General features: G+C 72.0%; 12 protein-coding genes and 1 pseudogene. 9 read left to right on the top strand and 4 right to left on the bottom strand.

Going from position 1 to position 19,799, the window contains the following annotated elements; translation table 11 throughout:
* Positions 1-10 precede the first annotated feature (10 nt).
* The 3 genes from EDD40_RS08005 to EDD40_RS07995 form a co-directional block, all read right to left on the bottom strand.
* Entirely contained in the window at positions 11-397 is a 387-nt protein-coding gene (locus EDD40_RS08005; RefSeq protein ID WP_123742341.1) for a YchJ family protein, read from the bottom strand.
* Complete coding sequence (locus tag EDD40_RS08000) at positions 394-663, bottom strand: hypothetical protein (protein WP_148088726.1); 270 nt, start codon at positions 661-663, stop codon at positions 394-396. The genes EDD40_RS08005 and EDD40_RS08000 overlap by 4 nt, the downstream gene beginning before the upstream one ends.
* An 86-nt stretch (positions 664-749) precedes the next feature.
* Complete coding sequence (locus EDD40_RS07995) at positions 750-2,174, bottom strand: glycoside hydrolase family 6 protein (RefSeq protein ID WP_123742339.1); 1,425 nt, start codon at positions 2,172-2,174, stop codon at positions 750-752.
* Between the two features lie 427 nt (positions 2,175-2,601).
* On the opposite strand from EDD40_RS07995, the pseudogene EDD40_RS07990 reads away from it, so the two are divergent.
* The 7 genes and pseudogenes from EDD40_RS07990 to cutA form a co-directional block, all read left to right on the top strand.
* Positions 2,602-4,440: pseudogene (locus EDD40_RS07990) on the top strand (glycoside hydrolase family 3 protein); the annotation flags it as partial.
* A gap of 117 nt (positions 4,441-4,557) precedes the next feature.
* On the top strand, positions 4,558-4,845 hold the full coding sequence (locus EDD40_RS43310; protein ID WP_246038301.1) for a cellulose binding domain-containing protein: 288 nt from the start codon (positions 4,558-4,560) through the stop codon (positions 4,843-4,845).
* A 215-nt stretch (positions 4,846-5,060) separates the two neighbouring features.
* Complete coding sequence (locus EDD40_RS07985) at positions 5,061-8,009, top strand: glycoside hydrolase family 9 protein (protein WP_123742337.1); 2,949 nt, start codon at positions 5,061-5,063, stop codon at positions 8,007-8,009.
* Between the two features lie 198 nt (positions 8,010-8,207).
* The gene (locus EDD40_RS07980) at positions 8,208-11,063 is read left to right on the top strand and encodes a glycoside hydrolase family 48 protein (RefSeq protein WP_246037524.1); all 2,856 of its coding nucleotides are present in this window, start codon (positions 8,208-8,210) and stop codon (positions 11,061-11,063) included.
* Between the two features lie 290 nt (positions 11,064-11,353).
* Positions 11,354-13,909 (top strand): beta-glucosidase family protein, encoded by a 2,556-nt coding sequence (locus EDD40_RS07975; protein WP_211348110.1) that lies wholly within the window; start codon positions 11,354-11,356, stop codon positions 13,907-13,909.
* Between the two features lies 1 nt (position 13,910).
* Entirely contained in the window at positions 13,911-14,909 is a 999-nt protein-coding gene (locus EDD40_RS07970) for a LacI family DNA-binding transcriptional regulator (protein ID WP_123742335.1), read from the top strand.
* 29 nt (positions 14,910-14,938) lie between these two features.
* Positions 14,939-15,262 (top strand): divalent-cation tolerance protein CutA, encoded by a 324-nt coding sequence (gene cutA / locus EDD40_RS07965; protein ID WP_123742334.1) that lies wholly within the window; start codon positions 14,939-14,941, stop codon positions 15,260-15,262.
* 171 nt (positions 15,263-15,433) lie between these two features.
* On the opposite strand, the gene EDD40_RS07960 is transcribed toward cutA, so the two are convergent.
* Positions 15,434-18,076 (bottom strand): FAD-binding and (Fe-S)-binding domain-containing protein, encoded by a 2,643-nt coding sequence (locus EDD40_RS07960; RefSeq protein WP_123742333.1) that lies wholly within the window; start codon positions 18,074-18,076, stop codon positions 15,434-15,436.
* Positions 18,077-18,168: 92 nt separating this feature from the next.
* Between EDD40_RS07960 and fabG the strand changes: the two genes are divergently transcribed.
* Both fabG and fabI read left to right on the top strand, forming a co-directional pair.
* Entirely contained in the window at positions 18,169-18,873 is a 705-nt protein-coding gene (gene fabG / locus EDD40_RS07955) for a beta-ketoacyl-ACP reductase (RefSeq protein ID WP_123742332.1), read from the top strand.
* Between the two features lie 76 nt (positions 18,874-18,949).
* Positions 18,950-19,717, top strand: coding sequence for an enoyl-ACP reductase FabI (gene fabI, locus EDD40_RS07950; protein WP_123742331.1), 768 nt, complete (start codon positions 18,950-18,952; stop codon positions 19,715-19,717).
* Positions 19,718-19,799: the final 82 nt, after the last annotated feature.

The raw sequence follows: 19,799 nt of genomic DNA, 5'->3' as shown, positions 1-19,799 counted from the left end.
GGCCGGTGTTTCAGGCGGGGCGGACGTAGAACCAAGCGCCGTCCTCGCGGACGAAGCGGCTGTTCTCGTGCAGCACGTCCCGCTGCCCCTGCCGGCGGTAGTGGGCGCGGAACTCGACCGTGCCGGTCGTCTGGAACGGGGTGCCGCCGGTGTGCGAGAGGATCTCCAGGTGCGTCCAGCGCTGCTCCGGGTCGAGGTCCAGCGCTGCCGGGCGGGTGCCGGGGTGCCAGGTGGCCAGCAGGTAGTCCTCGTCGCCCACCGCGAAGGCGCTGTAGCGGGAGCGCATGAGGGCCTCGGCGGTCGGCGCCTTGCGCCGCCCCTGGTGCAGCGGCCCGCAGCACTCGGCGTACGGCTCACCCCGCCCGCACGGGCAGCGGTCGCCCACTCCGGCGCTCATTCCGGTCGGTCGCACGCGGTGCGGCCGGAGCGGTCGTAGCGCACCCACGCCAGCGCGTTCTCCGCCTCGCGGTCACCGGCCGCCGCCTCCGCCGACAGCGACGCGTGCACCTGGTACCGCAGGTCGGCGGGCACGGCCGGATTGGTCAGCAGGTTCGCGCGGATCACCGGGCTCGGGTCGTCGGCGAGCGCCGCCAACGCCCCGGCGGGCGCGGACGGGTCGGTCGACAGCGCCTCGCGCACGGCCGCGGACATCGGTTCGGTCACGCGCACCAGGATATAAGGAGAGCGGCTCCCCTCCCGTTGACTGCCAGTCGGGGAGGGGAGCCGCATCGAGGGCTGGTGCTACGGCGTCAGCCGCACGCCACACCGTTCAAAGTGGGAGAAGTGAACGGTGGGGTACCGCCGCTGAAGCTCGCGTTGTACCCGATGGTCGCGGTACCACCGGTCGCGAGTCCGCCGTTCCAGGCCGCGTTGCCGACGCGGACGATGTCGCCGCCGTCGGACCACGTCCCGTTCCAGCCCTGGGAAACGGTCACACCGGGCGCGGAGAACGTCAGGGTCCAGCCGGTGAGGGCCGCGCCCCGGTTCTCGATGACGATCTCGCCGGTGTAACCGCCCGACCACTGGCTCACCACGCGGTGCGTCACCCTGCATCCGTCCCCTGGAGGCGGAGTGGTGGTCGTGGTGGAAGTGGTCGTGGAAGTAGTGGTGGTGGTGGTTGTCGTCGTAGTGGTCGACGTCGTGGTGCTCGTGGACGTCGGACCGGCTGCGATGGCCAGGTCGTAGGCGCGCTGCGGCACGAACTGGCCGGCCTGCGCGATGCAGCCGTCGGCCTCGCCGGGCAGCTTGACCCAGAGGAACGCGGCGATCTTGGAGTCGCCGGTGTTGGTGGTGCTGGGCGTGCCGATCGCGCGTCCGGCCGGGTCGCACCACTCGGTGCCCAGCGGGCCGTTGCCGTTGCGACTGGTGTCGATCACGGCGGTGAGCCTGCCGTCGCCGAGGGCGTTGAGGATGTTCTTCGTGTAGGCGACCTCGTCGGACGTGCTGCGGTAGTTCGACACGTTCGAGGCGATGCCGTCGGCGCTGTTGGAGATGTCCGCGGCGCGGAGCCTGTTGGCGGCCTCGGACGGGCTCAGCCACGCCGAGTTGCCGATGTCGTAGTACACCTTGGCCTGCCCGGAGCCGGACTTGAGCTTCTTGCCCGCGTAGGCCATCGACGCCCTGGTCTGGTTCTGCTGGTCGGCGCTCTGGCAGTTGCTCATGATGGGCAGCACGTCGGGTTCGAGCACGATCGTCGCCGGCCGACCCGCCAAGCCCGCCGCGACCTCGTCCACCCACGCCCGGTAGGCGTCGTGGGAGGGCGCGCCGCCGCCGCTGGCCCCGCCGCAGTCGCGGTTGGGGATGTTGTAGACGACCAGGATCGGGATCTTCCCCGCCGACGCCGCCGCGCCCACGTAGGAGCTGACCTCCGACCGCACCGTCGAGGTGTTGGTGGTGGTGTACCACCGCGCCGCCGGCACCGAGGCGATCCGGTCCCGGATCACCGCCGCCCGCGAGTCGTTGGGGTTCTGCGCGACCCACCTCGCGGACGAGGTGTTCGGGTCGACGTAGAACGCCGAGTCGGCCGCTTGCGCGGTCGTCGCGCCGCCGCCGAGGACCAGGGCGACGGCACTGGCGACCAGCGCGCCGGAGAGCGTGCCCGCCGCGGCCAGCCTCGCCTTGTGGCGCGGTCGGCGGATGTCGGTGCCGGATTCGTGGGCGTCGAGTGCTCGCATCGGAAGGTCCTCGCAGCGTCGGTGCTGAACGGGGGCTGACTCGCCTGGGAGCGCTCCCAGGTGGCAGGACTGTAGCCAGTCGGAAACGGTGAAGAAAAGAGGGCGTGCTCGACAGGTGACCTCCTTGGTTTCTCACGTTCCGTGAGGAAAACGCCGGATGAACAGTGCCTGAGGCAGGCTGACCGCCGGTGAACGAGGTGTTGACCACTGAGCGTGAAAAATTCTTGAGATGATTACCCTGATCGGGTGACTGAGATGCACGTCACGCCGAGTCGAAGTTGATGTCCGGAATTCGTCGAATTGCTCTGGCCGGCGGCGCTCGCGCTAGGCCGGAAAGCCGAGCACTGGTGCGAAAAGCCGGACATTCCTACTCTGGGAACGCTCCCAGTCCTCTCTCGGACCCCGTTCCCGACCCGGAGGCAACGCAATGACGCGCACTCCCTCCCGACCTGTCGCGGTGGCCGCGACGACGGCCCTGCTGGCGGCCGTCGCCCTCGCCGCCACCGTGCTGGTGCCCCACCTGCGACCGGTCGCCACCGCGCAGGTCGCGGCCCGGGCCGACCCGCGGGTCGAGCAGCTGCTCGCCCGCATGTCGTTGGACGACAAGGTCGGCCAGATGACCCAGGTCGACCGCGGCGCGCTCAAGTCCACCGCGGACCTGGCCACCTACCGGATCGGCTCGCTGCTGTCCGGCGGCGGTTCCGCGCCGACCCCGAACACCGCCCAGTCGTGGGCCGACATGTACGACAACTTCCAGCGCACGGCCCTGTCGACGCCGCTGGGCATCCCGCTGATCTACGGCGTGGACGCGGTGCACGGCCACAACAACGTGCGCGGCGCGACGATCTTCCCGCACAACATCGGCCTGGGCGCGACGCGGGACCCGGCGCTGGTCGAGCGCATCGGCGAGGTCACCGCGAAGGAGGTCGCGGGCACCGGCATCGACTGGAACTTCGCGCCCTGCCTGTGCGTGGCGCGCGACGACCGGTGGGGGCGCACCTACGAGTCGTTCGGCGAGGTGCCGGAGATCCCCACCGCGATGACCACCTACATCGACGGCCTCCAGGGCGCGACCCTCGGCGGCACGCCCGAGTCGGTGCTCGCCACCGCGAAGCACTACATCGGCGACGGCGGCACCGAGGGCGGCGACGACCAGGGCGACGCGCGGATCGGCGAGCAGGAGCTGCGCTCGGTGCACCTGCCGCCGTTCAAGGCCGCCGTGGACCGGGGCGTCGGCTCGGTGATGATCTCCTACAGCAGCTGGAACGGCGTGAAGGCCCACGGCCACCGCTACCTGATCACCGACCTGCTCAAGACCGAGCTGGGCTTCACCGGGTTCGTGGTCTCGGACTGGGCGGGCATCGACCAGCTCGACGGCGCGGCCGGGTTCACCGGCGCCGAGGTCGCCGCCGCGGTCAACGCGGGCATCGACATGGTCATGGTGCCGACGGACTACCCGCGGTTCACCGGCCTGCTCAAGGCCGAGGTGCAGGCCGGCCGCGTGAGCACGGCCCGGATCGACGACGCCAACCGCCGCATCCTGACCAAGAAGTTCGAGCTCGGCCTGTTCGAGCGACCCCTCACCGACCGCTCGCTGACCTCGACGGTCGGCTCGGCCGCGCACCGCGACCTGGCCCGCCAGGCGGTGCGGCAGTCGCAGGTGCTGCTGCGCAACGACGGCGTGCTGCCGCTGGCCAAGTCCGGCCGGTACTTCGTGGCGGGCAAGTCGGCCGACGACATTGGCAACCAGAGCGGCGGCTGGACGATCTCCTGGCAGGGCGGCAGCGGCAACACCACGCCGGGCACCACGATCCTGCAGGGCATCCGGGACCTGGTCGGCTCCGGCGCGACGGTCACCCACGACCGGTACGGCGCGGGGGTCGACGGCTCGTACACCGCGGCCATCGCGGTGGTGGGGGAGACCCCGTACGCCGAGGGGCAGGGCGACCGGCCCTACGGCCTCGGCCTCGACCGCGAGGACCTGGAGACGATCAACCGGCTCCGGTCGACGGGCGTCCCGGTGGTCGTCGTGCTCGTGTCCGGGCGTCCGCTGGACGTCGCGAACCAGGTCGGCGACTGGGACGCGCTGCTCGCCTCCTGGCTGCCCGGCACCGAGGGCCGCGGCGTGGCCGACGTGCTGTTCGGCGACTACAACCCCACCGGCAAGCTGCCCGTGACCTGGATGGGCAGCGGCTCCCAGCAGCCGATCAACGCCGGTGACGGCAAGGCCGCCCTCTACCCGCTCGGGCACGGCCTGAGCTACCGCCCGACCACCACCAGCACCACCCCGACCAGCACTTCCACCACCACCACCACCACCTCGACGACGACGACCACGAGCACGACCACCACGACGACCTCCGCGCCGCCGCCCGGCGGCTGCGTGGCCACGGCCCGGGTGACCAGCTCCTGGCAGGGCGGGTTCCAGGCCGAGGTGACCGTCGCCAACCCCGGCACGACCAGGCTGAACGGCTGGACCGTCACCTGGACGAGGGCCGGCGACCAGACGATCAACTCGCTGTGGAACGGCAGGCTGACCCAGACCGGCACGGCGGTGTCCGTGGACGACGTCGGCTGGAACGGCACGCTCGCGCCGGGCGCTTCGGGGTCCTTCGGGTACACCGCGAGCGGTTCGGCGGCCACGCCCGAGCTGACCTGCCGGGCGAGGTAGCGCCGCCTCGTGATCACGTTCTGGGAGCGCTCCCCCACACTGGGTCATTCAGCCCAGCGCGAGCCAACGTTCGGCCCAGGGGGTGGGGGGCCGCAAGCCGAATTTGTCAAGGCTTTGTGGCTGAACCCTCTTTTCACGGTGTTTCGTTGCCGTTACAGTCCCGGACTGGGAGCGCTCCCAGAAACCTCCACCGCCCTGCCCCTCGGAGGCACCGCATGCGACGACGCATGTCCGGTGCGCTGGCCGGCACGCTCGCCGTGCTGGTCAGCGCCTTGACGCTGACCCCGTTCCAGCCGTCCGCGACGGCCGCGCCCGCGTTCAACTACGGCGAGGCCCTGCAGAAGTCGATCTGGTTCTACGACGCCCAGAGGTCCGGTGACCTGCCCGCGGACAACCGGGTGAACTGGCGCGGCGACTCGGCGCTGCGCGACGGCAGCGACGTCGGGCTCGACCTCTCGGGCGGCTTCTACGACGCGGGCGACCACGTCAAGTTCGGCCTGCCGTTCGCGGCCACGATGTCGATGCTGGCGTGGGGCGCGGTGGAGAACCGCGACGCCTACGAGAGCTCGGGCCAGCTGCGGCACCTGATGGCGAACCTCAAGTGGGGCACGGACTGGATCATCAAGGCCCACCCGTCGCCCAACGTGGTGTACGGGCAGGTCGGCAAGGGCGACGACGACCACAAGTGGTGGGGCGCGGCCGAGGTCATGCAGATGGCCCGCCCGTCGTACAAAGTGGACGCGTCCTGCCCCGGCTCGGACCTCGCGGGCGAGTACGCCGCGGCGATGGCGTCGGCCTCGATGGTGTTCAAGGCGACCGACCCGACCTACTCGGCGACGCTGCTGACCCACGCCAAGCAGCTCTACAGCTTCGCCGACACCTACCGCGGCAAGTACAGCGCCTGCATCACCGACTCGGCGAACTTCTACAACTCCTGGAGCGGCTACCAGGACGAGCTCGTGTGGGGCGCGATCTGGCTGTACCGCGCCACCGGCGACGCGAGCTACCTGGCGAAGGCCAAGGCGGAGTACCCGAAGCTGTCCACGGAGCCGCAGACCACCACGCGGTCCTACCGGTGGACCATCGCGTGGGACGACAAGTCCTACGGCGCGTACGTGCTGCTGGCCAAGCTCACCGGCGAGGCCGAGTACGTCGCCGACGCCAACCGGTGGCTGGACTACTGGACCACCGGCTACAACGGCAACCGGGTGCGCTACTCGCCGGGCGGCCAGGCGCACCTCGACACCTGGGGCTCGCTGCGGTACGCGGCCAACACCGCGTTCGTCGCGCTGGTCTACGGCGACTGGCTGCGCGAGCGCGACGCCGCCCGGGCCACCGCCTACCACGACTTCGGCGCGCGGCAGATCAACTACGCGCTGGGCGACAACCCGCGCAACGCCAGCTACGTCGTCGGCTTCGGCTCCACCCCGCCGCGCAACCCGCACCACCGCACCGCGCACGGCGCGTGGGCCGACACCATGCAGGATCCCGTGACCAGCAGGCACGTCCTGTACGGCGCGCTGGTCGGCGGCCCCGGCACGAACAACGACGCGTACAAGGACGACCGCACCGACTTCGTCGCCAACGAGGTCGCGCTGGACTACAACGCCGGCTTCACCGGCGCGCTGGCCCGGCTCTACAAGGAGTACGGCGGCACGCCGCTGGCGAACTTCCCGGTCGCCGAGGCCGCGGACGGCCCCGAGCTGACCGTGCAGGCCTCGGTCAACCAGAGCGCGGCCGGCTTCACCGAGATCAAGGCGTTCGTCCTCAACAAGACCGCGTGGCCCGCCCGGATGTTCAACGGCTCGCTGCGCTACTACTTCACCCTCGACGGCGCCACCACGCCGGACCAGGTCACCGTCACCACCAACTACAACCAGTGCGGCACCCCCAGCGGCCCCAAGCAGCACAGCGGGTCGGTGTACTACGTCGACGTGCCGTGCCCCGGCGTGTACCCCGGCGGGCAGTCCGCGCACAAGCACGAGGTCCAGTTCCGCATCACCAGCGCGGGCACCTGGGACCCGTCCAACGACTGGTCGTTCGAGGGACTCGGCACGGGCAACACGGTCGCGCTGACCGACCGCCTGGTGCTGGTCCAGGACGGCCAGGTGCAGTGGGGCAAGGAACCCGGTGCGGCGGTGGTCGACCGCGAGGCGCCCACCGTCCCGACCGGGCTGCGCGCGTCCAACGTCGGCGCCACCAGCGCGACGCTGACCTGGACCGCGTCCACCGACAACGTCGGGGTGACCGGCTACGACGTGCTCCGGGCGGATGGCACGACCGTAGGTGCCCCGGCCACCCCGACGTTCCAGCTCTCCGGCCTCGCCCCGGCGACCACCCACGCGTTCACCGTGCGGGCCAGGGACGCCGCGGGCAACCGGTCCGCCGCCAGCGCGGTGATCACCGTGGTCACCTCGGACACCACCGGCGACCGCGAGTCGCCGACCGTCCCGGGTGGACTGTCCGCCTCCTCGGTCACGAGCACCGGCGCGACGCTCACGTGGACCGCCTCCACCGACAACGAAGCCGTGGCGGGCTACGAGGTCCTCCGCCCGGACGGGACGGTCGCCGCCACCACCGCGGGGCTGAGCCACCAGCTGACCGGCCTCACCGCGGACACCGCCTACACCTTCACCGTCCGCGCCAAGGACACCTCCGGCAACGTCTCCTCGCCCAGCACCGCGGTGGCGTTCCGGACCACGCCGGGCGGCGCGACCGGCCCGGTCGCCGTGCAGCAGCGCGGCAACGGCTCGGCGAGCGCCAACCAGATCGGCGCGACGCTGGCCGTGGTCAACCGCGGCACGACGGCGGTCGACCGGTCCGCGGTCACCCTCCGGTACTGGTTCACCGGTGACAGCGCCAACGCCAACTACCAGGTCTTCTGCGACTGGGCGGTGGTCGGTTGCGCGAACGTGCGCGCCACCGTCGTGAAGCTGCCCGCCGCGCGTCCGGGCGCCGACTCCTACCTCCAGGTGTCGTTCGCCGCGGGCACGCTCGCCGCGGGCGCGAGCACCGGCGACATCCAGTTGCGGATCGCCAAGTCCGACTGGTCGACCTTCAACCAGGCCGACGACCACAGCTACCGGGTCAGCGCGACCCTCACCGACTTCGACCGGGTGACCGCCTACACCGGCGGAACCCTCGCCTGGGGCACGGAGCCCTAGCACCCAGACTCGGCACGGGACGTTCTGCGCGCCCAGGCGTCCCGTGCCGACTCCACTCTCCGCCACGCCGCTTTCAAGCTCGCGGGTCAATGGCTGATCCGTGCAGGAGGAGGACGCATGAGGTACCGCACCAGAGCGGGACGGTTGCGCACCGGTCCGCTCGCGCTGATAGCCGCGGCGGCAACTGCCGCGGGTGTTATGCCGTTCGTCGCGCCGGTGGCGAACGCGGCCGTCGCATGTACGGTCAACTACCAGGTCACCAACCAGTGGCAGGGTGGCTTCGGCGCCAACGTGTCCGTCCGCAACGAGGGCGACCCGGTGAACAACTGGCGCCTCACGTGGACCTTCCCGGATGGGCAGCGCGTTCAGCAGGGCTGGAGCGGCACGTTCTCGCAGAGCGGCGCCGCGGTCACCGTGGCGGCGCCCGGCTGGGCGCCGAACCTCGGCACGGGCGCCACCGTGACCCCGGGCTTCAACGGCTCGTGGACCGGTCAGAACCGGCCGCCCACGGACTTCGCCCTCAACGGCACGCGCTGCACCGGCCCGAACGTCAACGCCAACCCGACGGTGTCGCTGACGTCGCCGACGACCGCGCAGTCGTTCCAGGTCGGCCAGGCGGTCCCGCTGGCGGCCACCGCGGCCGACACCGACGGCACCGTCGCCAAGGTCGAGTTCCTGGCCGACGGCGTGGTCGTCGCCACCGACACGAGCGCCCCGTACACGGGCTCGTGGACCGGCGCGACCGTGGGCGAGCACGCGATCGTGGCCCGCGCCACCGACGACAAGGGCGGCATCGGCAACTCCAGCATCGCCAGCATCCGCGTCATCGCGGGTCAAGCGGTGCAGGTCAGCCCGCAGTCGCTGAGCGTGCGGCAGGGCAACACCGGCACCTTCGGCGTCTCCCTGGCCACCGCGCCCACCTCGTCGGTGACGGTCACCGTCGCGCGTTCGGCCGGCAGCACCGACCTGACCGCCGGCCCGACCTCGCTGACGTTCACCACGGCGAACTGGGCGACCAAGCAGAACGTCACGGTCACCTCGGCGGCCAACGGCGGCGACCTGGCCACGGCCACGTTCACCGCCAGCGCCACCGGCGCCACCGCGGCCTCGGTCGAGGTCAAGGAGATCTCCGGGTCCGCCTCGAACTTCGAGCAGGCCTTCCTCGACCAGTACGCCAAGATCAACGACCCGGCGAGCGGCTACTTCCGCACCTTCTCCGACGGGCTGAAGGTGCCGTACCACTCGATCGAGACGCTGATGGTCGAGGCGCCGGACCACGGTCACCAGACCACGTCCGAGGCGTTCAGCTACTACCTGTGGCTGGAAGCCAGCTACGGCAAGATCGTGGGTGACTGGGCTCCGTTCAAGAAGGCCTGGGCCTCGATGGAGAAGTACATCATCCCGGCCAAGGCGGACCAGCCGACCAACGACAAGTACGACGCCTCCAAGCCGGCGACGTACGCGCCGGAGCACCCGCGGATGGACCAGTACCCGTCGGTGCTGGACTCCAACGTGCCGGTCGGTCGCGACCCGATCGCCGCCGAGCTGAAGTCGGCCTACGGCAACAGCGACATCTACGGCATGCACTGGCTGCTCGACGTCGACAACACCTACGGCTTCGGCCGGTGCGGCGACGAGTCGGACGCGCTGCCCGCCTACATCAACACCTACCAGCGCGGCTCGTCGGAGTCGGTGTGGGAGACCATCCCGCAGCCGTCCTGCGACACCTTCGCGCACGGTGGCCCCAACGGCTTCCTCGACCTGTTCACCAAGGACGCCAGCTACGCCAAGCAGTGGAAGTACACCAACGCCCCGGACGCCGACGCGCGTGCGGTGCAGGTGGCCATGCTGGCGCAGGAGTGGGCGACCGAGCAGGGCAAGGGCAGCGAGATCGCGTCCGAGCTGGAGAAGGCCGCCAAGATGGGCGACTACCTCCGCTACGCCATGTTCGACAAGTACTTCAAGAAGATCGGCAACTGCGCCAGCACCAGCTGCCCGGCCGGCACCGGCAAGGACAGCGCGCACTACCTGATGTCCTGGTACTACGCGTGGGGCGGCGCGACCGACACGTCCGCGGGTTGGGCGTGGCGCATCGGTGACGGCGCGTCGCACCAGGGTTACCAGAACCCGCTCGCGGCCTACGCGTTGGCGAACGTGCCCGCGCTGAAGCCGAAGTCGGCCACCGGCCAGCAGGACTGGGCCACGTCGATGACCCGCCAGCTGGAGATGCTGCAGTGGCTCCAGTCGTCCGACGGCGCCATCGCCGGTGGTGTCACCAACAGCTGGGAGGGTTCCTACAGCGCGCCGCCTTCGGGCACGCCGACCTTCTACGGCATGTACTACGACCCGCACCCGGTGTGGCGCGACCCGCCGTCGAACCGCTGGTTCGGCTTCCAGGCGTGGCAGATGGAGCGCACCGCCGCCCTGTACGAGAAGACGGGCAACGCGGCGGCCAAGAAGATCCTCGACAAGTGGGTCCCCTGGGCCATCGCCAACACCACCGTCGGCACCGGCGGCGCGTTCCAGATCCCGAACGACCTGGAGTGGACCGGCGCTCCGGACACCTGGAACGCCACCAACCCCGGCGCCAACTCGAACCTGCGCGTCACGGTGCAGAACCACAGCCAGGACGTCGGCATCGCCGCGTCCTACGCCAAGACGCTCCTCAACTACGCGGCCAAGTCGGGCAACGCCCAGGCGAAGACCGTCGGTGAGGGCCTCTTGACGGCGCTGCTGGCGCACCAGGACGCCAAGGGCATCACGGTGCCGGAGGAGCGCAAGGACTACAACCGCTTCGACGACGTCTACAACACGTCGACGCGTGAGGGTCCGTACGTCCCGTCCGGCTGGTCTGGCGACATGCCCAACGGCGACCAGATCAAGCCCGGTGCGTCCTTCTTGGACATGCGTTCGATGTTCAAGCAGGACCCGGAATGGCCCAAGGTCCAGGCTTACCTGGACGGCGGCCCCGCGCCGACCTTCACCTACCACCGGTTCTGGGCGCAAGCTGAGATCGCCACGGCGTTCCAGCTGCACGTGGAGCTGTTCGGGTAGACCTACGAAGGTCGCCGGCACCCCCCTCACGACGTGGTGAGGGGGGTGTTCGGCGTGTCTCGAAAGCGTCCGATGTGTCTTGACGCGTCTCGACGGTCGAACGCGTTCGACGCGGACGGCGCCGGTGTAACAACCGTGGAACTTCGGTGTTGACTCCGGTGAGAGAGCTGTGCCACATTTCTGGCACCCCGCCCCGCTGACCCAGGTCGGCGTTGTTGTCGCAGCGATCGAAACGATTCGATTCAGTGAGCTGCAGCTTCGAACAATTCGACGACCGCGAGAGGTGTGCCGTGGACCCGCTGCCATTCCGCGATCCGGGTCTGCCGGTCGAGGACAGGGTGACCGACCTGCTCGGCCGGCTGACCGACGAGGAGAAGGTGGCGCTGCTGCACCAGCACCAGCCCGCCGTGCCGAGACTGGGGCTGGCGGCGTTCCACACCGGCATGGAGGTGCTGCACGGCGTCGCGTGGGCCGGGCCCGCCACGGTGTTCCCGCAAGCCGTGGGGCTGGCTTCGTCGTGGGACCCCGAACTGGTGCGGCGGGTGGGCGAGGCGACCGGGGTGGAGGCGCGGGGCCTGCACCACCGCGACCCGGTCGCGCACGGGCTGAACGTGTGGGCGCCGGTGGTGAACCCGTTGCGCGACCCGCGTTGGGGCCGCAACGAGGAGGGCTACTCCGAGGACCCGACCCTGACCGCCGCGATGGGCACGGCGTACGCGACCGGCCTGCGCGGCGACCACCCGCGCTACCTGCGCACGGCGCCGACCCTGAAGCACTTCCTGGGCTACAACAACGAGAACGACCGCTGCGTCACGTCGTCCGACCTGCGGCCCCGGGTGCTGCACGAGTACGAGCTGCCGTGCTTCCGGGGACCGGTCGAGGCGGGCGCGGCGGTGGCGGTGATGCCGTCGTACAACCTGGTCAACGGCTGTCCCGCACACCTGAGCCCGTTGATCGAGCAGGAGCTGCGGACGTGGGCGCCGGACGGTGTCGCGGTCGTCAGCGACGCGTACGCGCCGTCGAACGTGGCCGGGTTGCAGGCGCACCTGCCGACCCAGGCGGAGGGGCACGCGGCGCTGCTGAACGCGGGCCTGGACAGCTTCACCGACCAGGACGCCGACCCGACGCTGACGATCGAGAGCGTCACCGCGGCGATCGAGGACGGCCTGGTGGAGCGGGCCGTGGTGGAGCGGGCCGTCGGCCGGGTGCTGGCGCTGCGGTTCCGGCTCGGCGAGTTCGACCCCGTGCCCGCGGACCCGGGGCACCCGGCGGACGTCGACCCCTACCGGGCGATCACCTCCGACGTGATCGGCACGCACGGCGCGTTGGCGTTGGAGGCCGCGCGGCAGGCGGTCGTGCTGCTGCGCAACGAGTCCGCGCTGCCGCTGCCGCGCGGCGCGAAGCTCGCCGTGATCGGCACGCACGCCGACACGGTGTTCGAGGACTGGTACAGCGGCACGCTGCCGTACCAGGTGACCGTCCGAAGAGGACTGGAGGAGTTCGCCTCCTCCGTCGTCCACGCCGAGGGCGTCGACCGGATCGCGCTGCGCGCGGCGGACGGCCGCCACCTCGGGGTGCGCGGCGGCGTGGTGGGGCTGGGCGAGCGGGCGCTGTTCGACCGCTTCGACTGGGGCGAGGGCGTGTGGACGCTGCGCGACGTGGGCTCGCGCCGCTACCTGGGCGTGGCCGAGGACGGCACGCTGGTCGCCACCGCCGCGATGCCCGGCGGCTGGGACGTGCGCGAGCTGTTCGAACCGCGGCTGACCGACGGGGGTGTGGTGCTGCGCAACAAGGTCCAGGGCACCGACACCGGTCCCTTCGAGATCGAACGCGTGGTGGACGGGATCGCGGCCGCCGCCGAGGCCGCGGCGCGGGCCGACACCGCCGTGCTGGTGCTCGGCAACGACCCGCACGTCAACGGCCGCGAGACCGAGGACCGCACCACGTTGCGCCTGCCGTCGCTGGACCTGGTGCGCGCGGTGCGGGAGGCCAACCCGAACACGGTGCTGGTGCTCGTGAGCGGCTACCCGTACGCGCTGGACGGCGAGGAGGAGCACCTGCCCGCCGTCGTGTGGACCGCGCACGGCGGGCAGGAGCAGGGCCGGGCGGTCGCGGAGGCGTTGTTCGGCGCGTTCTCCCCGTCGGGCAGGCTCACCCAGACCTGGTACCGGTCCGACGACGACCTGCCGGACATCTTCGACTACGACATCATCCGCGCGGGCAGCACGTACCTGTACTTCACCGGCGAGCCGCTGTTCCCGTTCGGCCACGGCCTGTCCTACACCACGTTCGAGTACTCCGACCTGACGTGGGCGGACGGCGTGGTCGCGGTCTCGGTCACGAACACCGGCGACGTGGCGGGCGCGGAGGTCGTGCAGCTGTACTCCGCGGCGCTCGACTCGCGGGTGCGCCAGCCGGTGCGCAAGCTCCAGTCGTTCCACCGGGTCCACCTCGCGCCGGGCGGGACCGCGGTGGTGCGGCTGCGGGCCGACCAGCTGTGGCACTGGGACGTCACCACGGGCCGGCGGGTGGTCGAGGCCGGTCGGTACGAGCTCCTCGTCGGGGCGTCCTCCCGCGACGTCCGGGCCCGGCTGGTGGCCGACGTGCCGGGGGAGACCATCGCGCCGCGCACGGGCGCGTTGCCCGCCTTGACCTTCGACGACTGCGACGGGGTGAGACTGGTGGACGACGAGGTGGTGTTCACCCGCGAGGGCGCGTGGATCTCCTTCCGGGACGTGGCGCCCGGGTCGCGGTCGGCCCCACCGGACACCCGGCTCTCGGTGGAGGGCACGTCGCTGGTGCTCACCGCCGCCGCGGCCGGCGTGCGCGTGCGGGAGGTGCGCTGACATGGTCACCATCGCCGACGTCGCGCGGCACGCCGGGGTCGCGCCCAGCACCGTGTCCTACGTGCTCACCGGTCGCCGCTCGATCTCCACGGCCACCAAGGCGCGGGTCGAGGCGAGCGTGCGGGAGCTGGGCTACCACCCGCACGCGGGCGCCAGGTCGCTGGCCAGCAACCGCGCGAACGTGCTCGCGCTCGTGCTGCCGATGCGCGAGGGCATGCACATGCCGGTGCTGATGCAGTTCGTCGTCGCGGTCGCCAACGCGGCCCGCCGGCACGACCACGACGTGCTGCTGGTGACCGCCGACCAGGGCGCGGCGGGCCTGCGCCGGGTGGCGGGCAGCGCCCAGGTCGACGGGCTGCTCGTGATGGACGTCGAGATGCACGACGAGCGCGTGCCCGTGCTGCGCGAACTGGACCGGCCGTCGGTGCTGATCGGCTTCCCGGCCGACGCGGCCGGGCTGACCTGCGTGGACCTGGACTTCGCCGAGGCGGGTTCGCGGTGCGTGGACCACCTGGCCGATCTCGGGCACACCTACGTCGCGCTGGTCGGCGCGCCGCGGGCGGTCTACCAGCGCGACACCGGGTTCGCGCACCGGACCATGGCCGGGTTCAGCGCGGCGGCGATGCGGCGCGGCGTCTCCTCGACCACGCTGCCCACGGAGACCGACCACGAGTCGGTGCGGGTGGCGATCACCGGCCTGCTGGAACGCCACCCCGGGGTGACGGGCCTGGTGGTGCACAACGAGGCCGCGTTGCCGTCGGTGGTCGAGGTGCTGCGGTCGCTGGGCCGCAAGGTGCCCGACGACGTCGCCGTGATCGCGATCTGCCCGGACGACCAGGCCGAGCGCCTCATGCCGCCGCTCACCTCGGTGGCCGTGCCCGCCGAGCAGCTGGGCCACCACGCGGTGGCGCTGCTGATGGCCAAGCTCGACCGGACCCCGACCCCGCCGCTGACGTTGCTGCCGCCCCGGCTGACCGAACGGGCCAGCACGACCCGCTGACCACGGCCGCCGCCGCTACCCTCCGGTGGATGGACGACAACCACGTCGTGGTCATCACCACCACCGACAGCGAGGACGCGGCCGGCACCTTGGCGAAGGCGGTCGTCGAGGCGCGGCTGGCGGCGTGCGTGCAGATCAGCGGCCCGGTCCGCAGCGTCTACCGGTGGGACGGCGAGGTCGCCGACGACCGCGAGTGGCAGCTCTGGATCAAGACCGCCTACGACCGGGTGGACGAGCTGACCGAGTTCATCAGGGCGCGGCACACCTACGACGTGCCCGAGGTGCTGGCCCTGCCGGTGCTCGGCGGCAACCCCGACTACCTGGCGTGGGTCACCGAGCAGACCCGCCCCTGACCCCGAGAGTCCTACCTTCACGTCCCGAGAGTCCTACGTTCAGCCCCCGAGAGTCCTACGTTCACGCCCTCTGAGTTCAACGCTCACCACCCGTGCCGCCTGACGTGAGCGTTGAACTCGGGGTGCGTGGACGTAGGACTCTCGCGGCGTGGACGTTGGACTCTCGCGGGGTCAGAGGCCCAGGCGCCGCCGGAGCAGGGTGGCCGTGTGCACGGGTTCGGCGTCCGAGCCGTGCCGGACCTGCGTGCGGCAGCTGAAGCCGTCCGCGACGACCGCGGTGTCCGCGTCGGCGGCCCGCACGGCGGGGAACAGGGTCTGCTCGCCCACCGCCATCGACACGTCGTAGTGCCCGCGCTCGAAGCCGAAGTTGCCCGCCAGCCCGCAGCACCCCGCCAGCACCGACGCGCTCACCCCGGCCTTGGCCAGCAGCTCCCGGTCCGCGTCCAGCCCCAGCTCGGCGTACTGGTGGCAGTGCGGCTGCACGACCGCCCGCGCGGCGCCCGCCACCGGCTCCAGCAGCGGCGACACGTGCTCGGCGAACGTGCGCACCGACTCGGCCAGCCGCACCACGTCCGGGTCGTCGCCCGCCACCTCCACCGCGTCGGACCGCAGGAACGCCGTGCAGCTCGGCTCCAGCCCCACCACCGGCACGCCGTCCCGCGTCCACGGCCGCAGCACCCGGGCCGTCCGGCGCACCACCCGCCGCGCCACGTCCAGCTGCCCGGTGGAGAACCACGTCAGCCCGCAGCACACCGCGCCGCGCGGCACCTCGACGGCCTGCCCCGCGTGGCCGAGCACCGCCGCCGCGTCGAACCCGACCCCCGGCTCGAAGTGGTTGGTGAACGTGTCCGGGAACAGCAGCACCCGGTCACCGCCGCCGCCACGGCCGGCGAACCGCGACTGGAACGAGCGCACCGGCGTCGGCAGCGGCCGTTCCGGCGCCACGCCGCCGAACCGGCCGAGCCGCGCGGTGAGCCCGTTCACCAGCCGCAGCCGCAGCCACAGCGGCAGCCAGCCCATCGAGTAGTGCGCCGCCGGCCGCACCCGTCCCCGGTAGTGGTGGTGCAGGAACTCCGCCTTGTAGGTGGCCATGTCCACGTCCACCGGGCAGTCCCGCTTGCACCCCTTGCAGCCCAGGCACAGGTCCAGCGCGTCGCGGACCTCCTCCGACCGCCACCCGCCGCGCACCACCTGCCCGCCGAGCATCTCGAACAGCAACCGGGCCCGGCCGCGGGTGGAGTGCTTCTCCTCCTTCGTCACCCGGTAGCTCGGGCACATCACCCCGCCGGAGGTGTTCAGGCACTTGCCGACGCCGACGCACCGCCGCGTCGCCGCCGCCAGGTCGCCGCCGTCGGCGCGCAGCGCGAGCTTCGCCCTGGTCGGGATCACCGGGGGAGCCACCAGCACGCGCAGGTCGTCGTCCAGCTTCGCGGGCGCGACGATCCGGCCCGGGTTCATCCGGTTGCCCGGGTCGAACGCCGCCTTGAACCGCGCGAACGCCTCGATCGCGGCCGGCGGGTACATCCGGGGCAGCAGCTCCGACCGCGCCTGCCCGTCGCCGTGCTCGCCGGACAGCGACCCGCCGTGCGCCACCACCAGGTCCGCGGCGTCCTGCAGGAACGACCGGTGCCCGCGCCGGAAGTCGAAGTCGATCCGCACGTGCAGGCAGCCCTCGCCGTAGTGCCCGTAGGTGACGCCGCGCCTGCCGTGCCCGGCCAGCAGCGCGTCGAACTCCCGCAGGTAGGCGCCCAGCCGCTCGGGCGGCACGGCCGCGTCCTCCCACCCCGACCACGCCTCGCCGCCGTCGGCCATCCGCGTCGCCAGCCCCGCGCCGTCCTCCCGCACCCGCCACAACGCGCGCTGCCGCGCCGGATCGGTCACCACCACCGAGTGCGGGGCGAGCGCGGCGGCCAGGTGCGCGACCGAGTCCTCCGCCGCCTCGACGAACAGCCAGCTCTCACCGCGCGGCAGCAGCCGCCGCGACTCGCCCGCCGCCCGCGCCAGCTCGGCGTTCAGGCCCTCGATCGTGAGCACGTCCAGCTCCCGCAGCTGCGGCGCCAGGTCGGCGGCGTCGTACGGGCCGTCGAAGCCGAGCACGGCCAGCACCCGGCGCGGCGGCGCCTGCACCAGCCGCACGGTCGCGCCGAGCACGGTCGCGCACGTGCCCTCCGAGCCGACCAGCGCCCTGGTCAGGTCGGGCAGCGCGTCCAGCCGGTAGCCGGACACCCGCCGGTCCAGCGCCGGGAACCACGCCGGGTCCACCTCCGGCAGGTCCAGCGGCGGGGGAGTGCGCGTGTCGAACCGCCGGCCGTCGGCCAGCAGCACGTCCAGCGCGCGCACGTTGTCGCTGGTCTTGCCCCAGGCCACCGAGTGGGCGCCGCACGCGTCGTTGCCGATCATGCCGCCGAGCGTGCAGCGGGACCGGGTGGACGGGTCGGGCCCGAACACCAGCCCGTGCGGCCGGGCCGCGTCGTTGAGGCGGTCCAGCACCACCCCGGGCTGGACCACCGCGACTTGCTCGACCGGGTCCACCGAGATCACCCGGTCGAGGTACCGGGAGAAGTCGATCACCAGCCCGGCTCCCGCCGAGTTGCCCGCGACCGACGTGCCCGCGCCCCGGTTGGTGACGGGCACGCCGTGCTCGACCGCCACCGCGACGGCCGCCACCACCCCGTCCACCGACCGGGGCCGCACCACGGCCGCCGGCACGTGGCGGTAGTTGGACGCGTCGACGGAGTACAGCGCGCGGTCGCCGGGGGCGGCGAGCACGTCGCCCTCCACCGCGGCCCTGAGGTGCTCGACGAAACCGGTCACCGCCCGATTGTGATCCACCCCCGGCCAATGATGGCGTACTTGGGGGTAGGGGATAGCCTCGCCCGCATCAACCAGCAGCGATGGGAGCAAGCGTGTCGAGGTCCGTTCTGGTCACCGGCGGCAACCGGGGCATCGGTCTGGCGATCGCGCGGGCGTTCGCCGCGCAGGGCGACAAGGTCGCCGTGACGCACCGGGGGTCCGGGGCGCCCGAGGGCCTGCTCGGCGTCAAGTGCGACGTGACCGGTTCCGCCGAGGTCGACGCGGCGTTCGCCGAGGTCGAGGCCGCGCACGGGCCCGTCGAGGTGCTCGTGGCCAACGCCGGCATCACCGACGACACCCTGCTGCTGCGGATGACCGACGACCAGTTCACCCGCGTCCTCGACGCCAACCTGACCGGCGCGTTCCGGGTCGCCCAGCGCGCGTCCAAGGGCATGCTGCGCAAGCGCTACGGCCGCATCGTGTTCATCTCGTCCGTCGTCGGCCTCATGGGCGGCGCGGGCCAGGTCAACTACGCGGCCAGCAAGGCGGGCCTGGTCGGCGTCGCCCGGTCGATCGCCCGCGAGCTCGGCACCCGCAACATCACCGCGAACGTCGTCGCGCCCGGCTTCATCACCACGGACATGACCGACGCGCTGCCGGAGGACCGCAAGAAGCAGATCCTCGCGCAGGTGCCGTCGGGCCGGTACGGCACGACCGACGAGATCGCCGCCGCCGTCACCTTCCTGGCCTCCGACGCCGCCGCCTACATCACCGGCGCGGTGCTGCCGGTCGACGGCGGCCTCGGCATGGGCCACTGAACCGCCGGACCACCATGCCGCCGGACCACTGGGCGAGCACCACTACCAAGCACAACATCTCGGAGGACGGGTTTCAGTGACGGGACTGCTCGAAGGCAAGCGGCTGCTGATCACCGGCGTGATCACGGACGCGTCGATCGCCTTCCACGTGGCCAAGGTCGCCCAGGAGCAGGGCGCCCAGGTCGTGCTCACCGGCTTCGGCCGGATGAGCCTCGTGGAGCGGATCGCCAAGCGCCTGCCGCAGGCCGCGCCGGTGGTCGAGCTCGACGTGCAGAACCAGGAGCACCTGGACACGTTGGCGGACCGGCTGCGCGAGCACGTGGACGGCCTGGACGGCGTGGTGCACGCGATCGGCTACGCCCCGCCGTCGTGCCTGGGCGCGCCGTTCATGGACGCGCCGTGGGAGGACGTGGCCACGGCCATGCACGTCTCGGCGTACTCGTACAAGTCGCTGGTGACCGCCACCCTGCCGCTGCTGGGCCGCGGCGCGTCGGTGGTCGGCCTCGACTTCGACGCCCGCCAGGTGTGGCCCGCCTACAACTGGATGGGCCCGACGAAGGCGGCGTTCGAGTCGATCAACCGCTACCTGGCCCGCGAGCTCGGCCCCCAGGGCATCCGGATCAACCTCGTCTCGGCGGGCCCCGTGCGCACGATGGCCGCCAAGTCGATCCCGGGCTTCCCCGCCCTGGAGGCCATGTGGGGCGAGAAGGCGCCGCTGGGCTGGAACGTGGACGACCCGGCGCCGGTCGCCAAGTCGGTGTGCGGCCTGCTGTCCGACTGGTTCCCCGCCACCACCGGCTCCATGGTGTTCGTCGACGGCGGCGTGCACTTCCTGGGCCTGTAGAGCCGCGCCGCGGTAGCCGGCCGCGCCGACGTGACCGGGTCCGGGTGCTTCCAGGCCTGCTGGAGTGCCCGTGAGGGCCTCA

The organism is Saccharothrix texasensis (assembly GCF_003752005.1).
Taxonomy (GTDB): Bacteria; Actinomycetota; Actinomycetes; order Mycobacteriales; family Pseudonocardiaceae; genus Actinosynnema; species Actinosynnema texasense.
Note: the sequence above shows the minus strand (reverse complement) of the source record. Positions and strands in the feature narration are given on the sequence as shown.

Bases quoted from the DNA above. Each gene is read 5' to 3' on its own strand.
- EDD40_RS07985 (WP_123742337.1), top strand. From the start codon at position 5,061: ATGCGACGACGCATGTCCGGTGCGCTGGCCGGCACGCTCGCCGTGCTG.
- EDD40_RS07970 (WP_123742335.1), top strand. From the start codon at position 13,911: ATGGTCACCATCGCCGACGTCGCGCGGCACGCCGGGGTCGCGCCCAGC.
- EDD40_RS08005 (WP_123742341.1), bottom strand. From the start codon at position 397: ATGAGCGCCGGAGTGGGCGACCGCTGCCCGTGCGGGCGGGGTGAGCCG.
- EDD40_RS07980 (WP_246037524.1), top strand. From the start codon at position 8,208: ATGCCGTTCGTCGCGCCGGTGGCGAACGCGGCCGTCGCATGTACGGTC.
- EDD40_RS07995 (WP_123742339.1), bottom strand. From the start codon at position 2,174: ATGCGAGCACTCGACGCCCACGAATCCGGCACCGACATCCGCCGACCG.
- cutA (WP_123742334.1), top strand. From the start codon at position 14,939: ATGGACGACAACCACGTCGTGGTCATCACCACCACCGACAGCGAGGAC.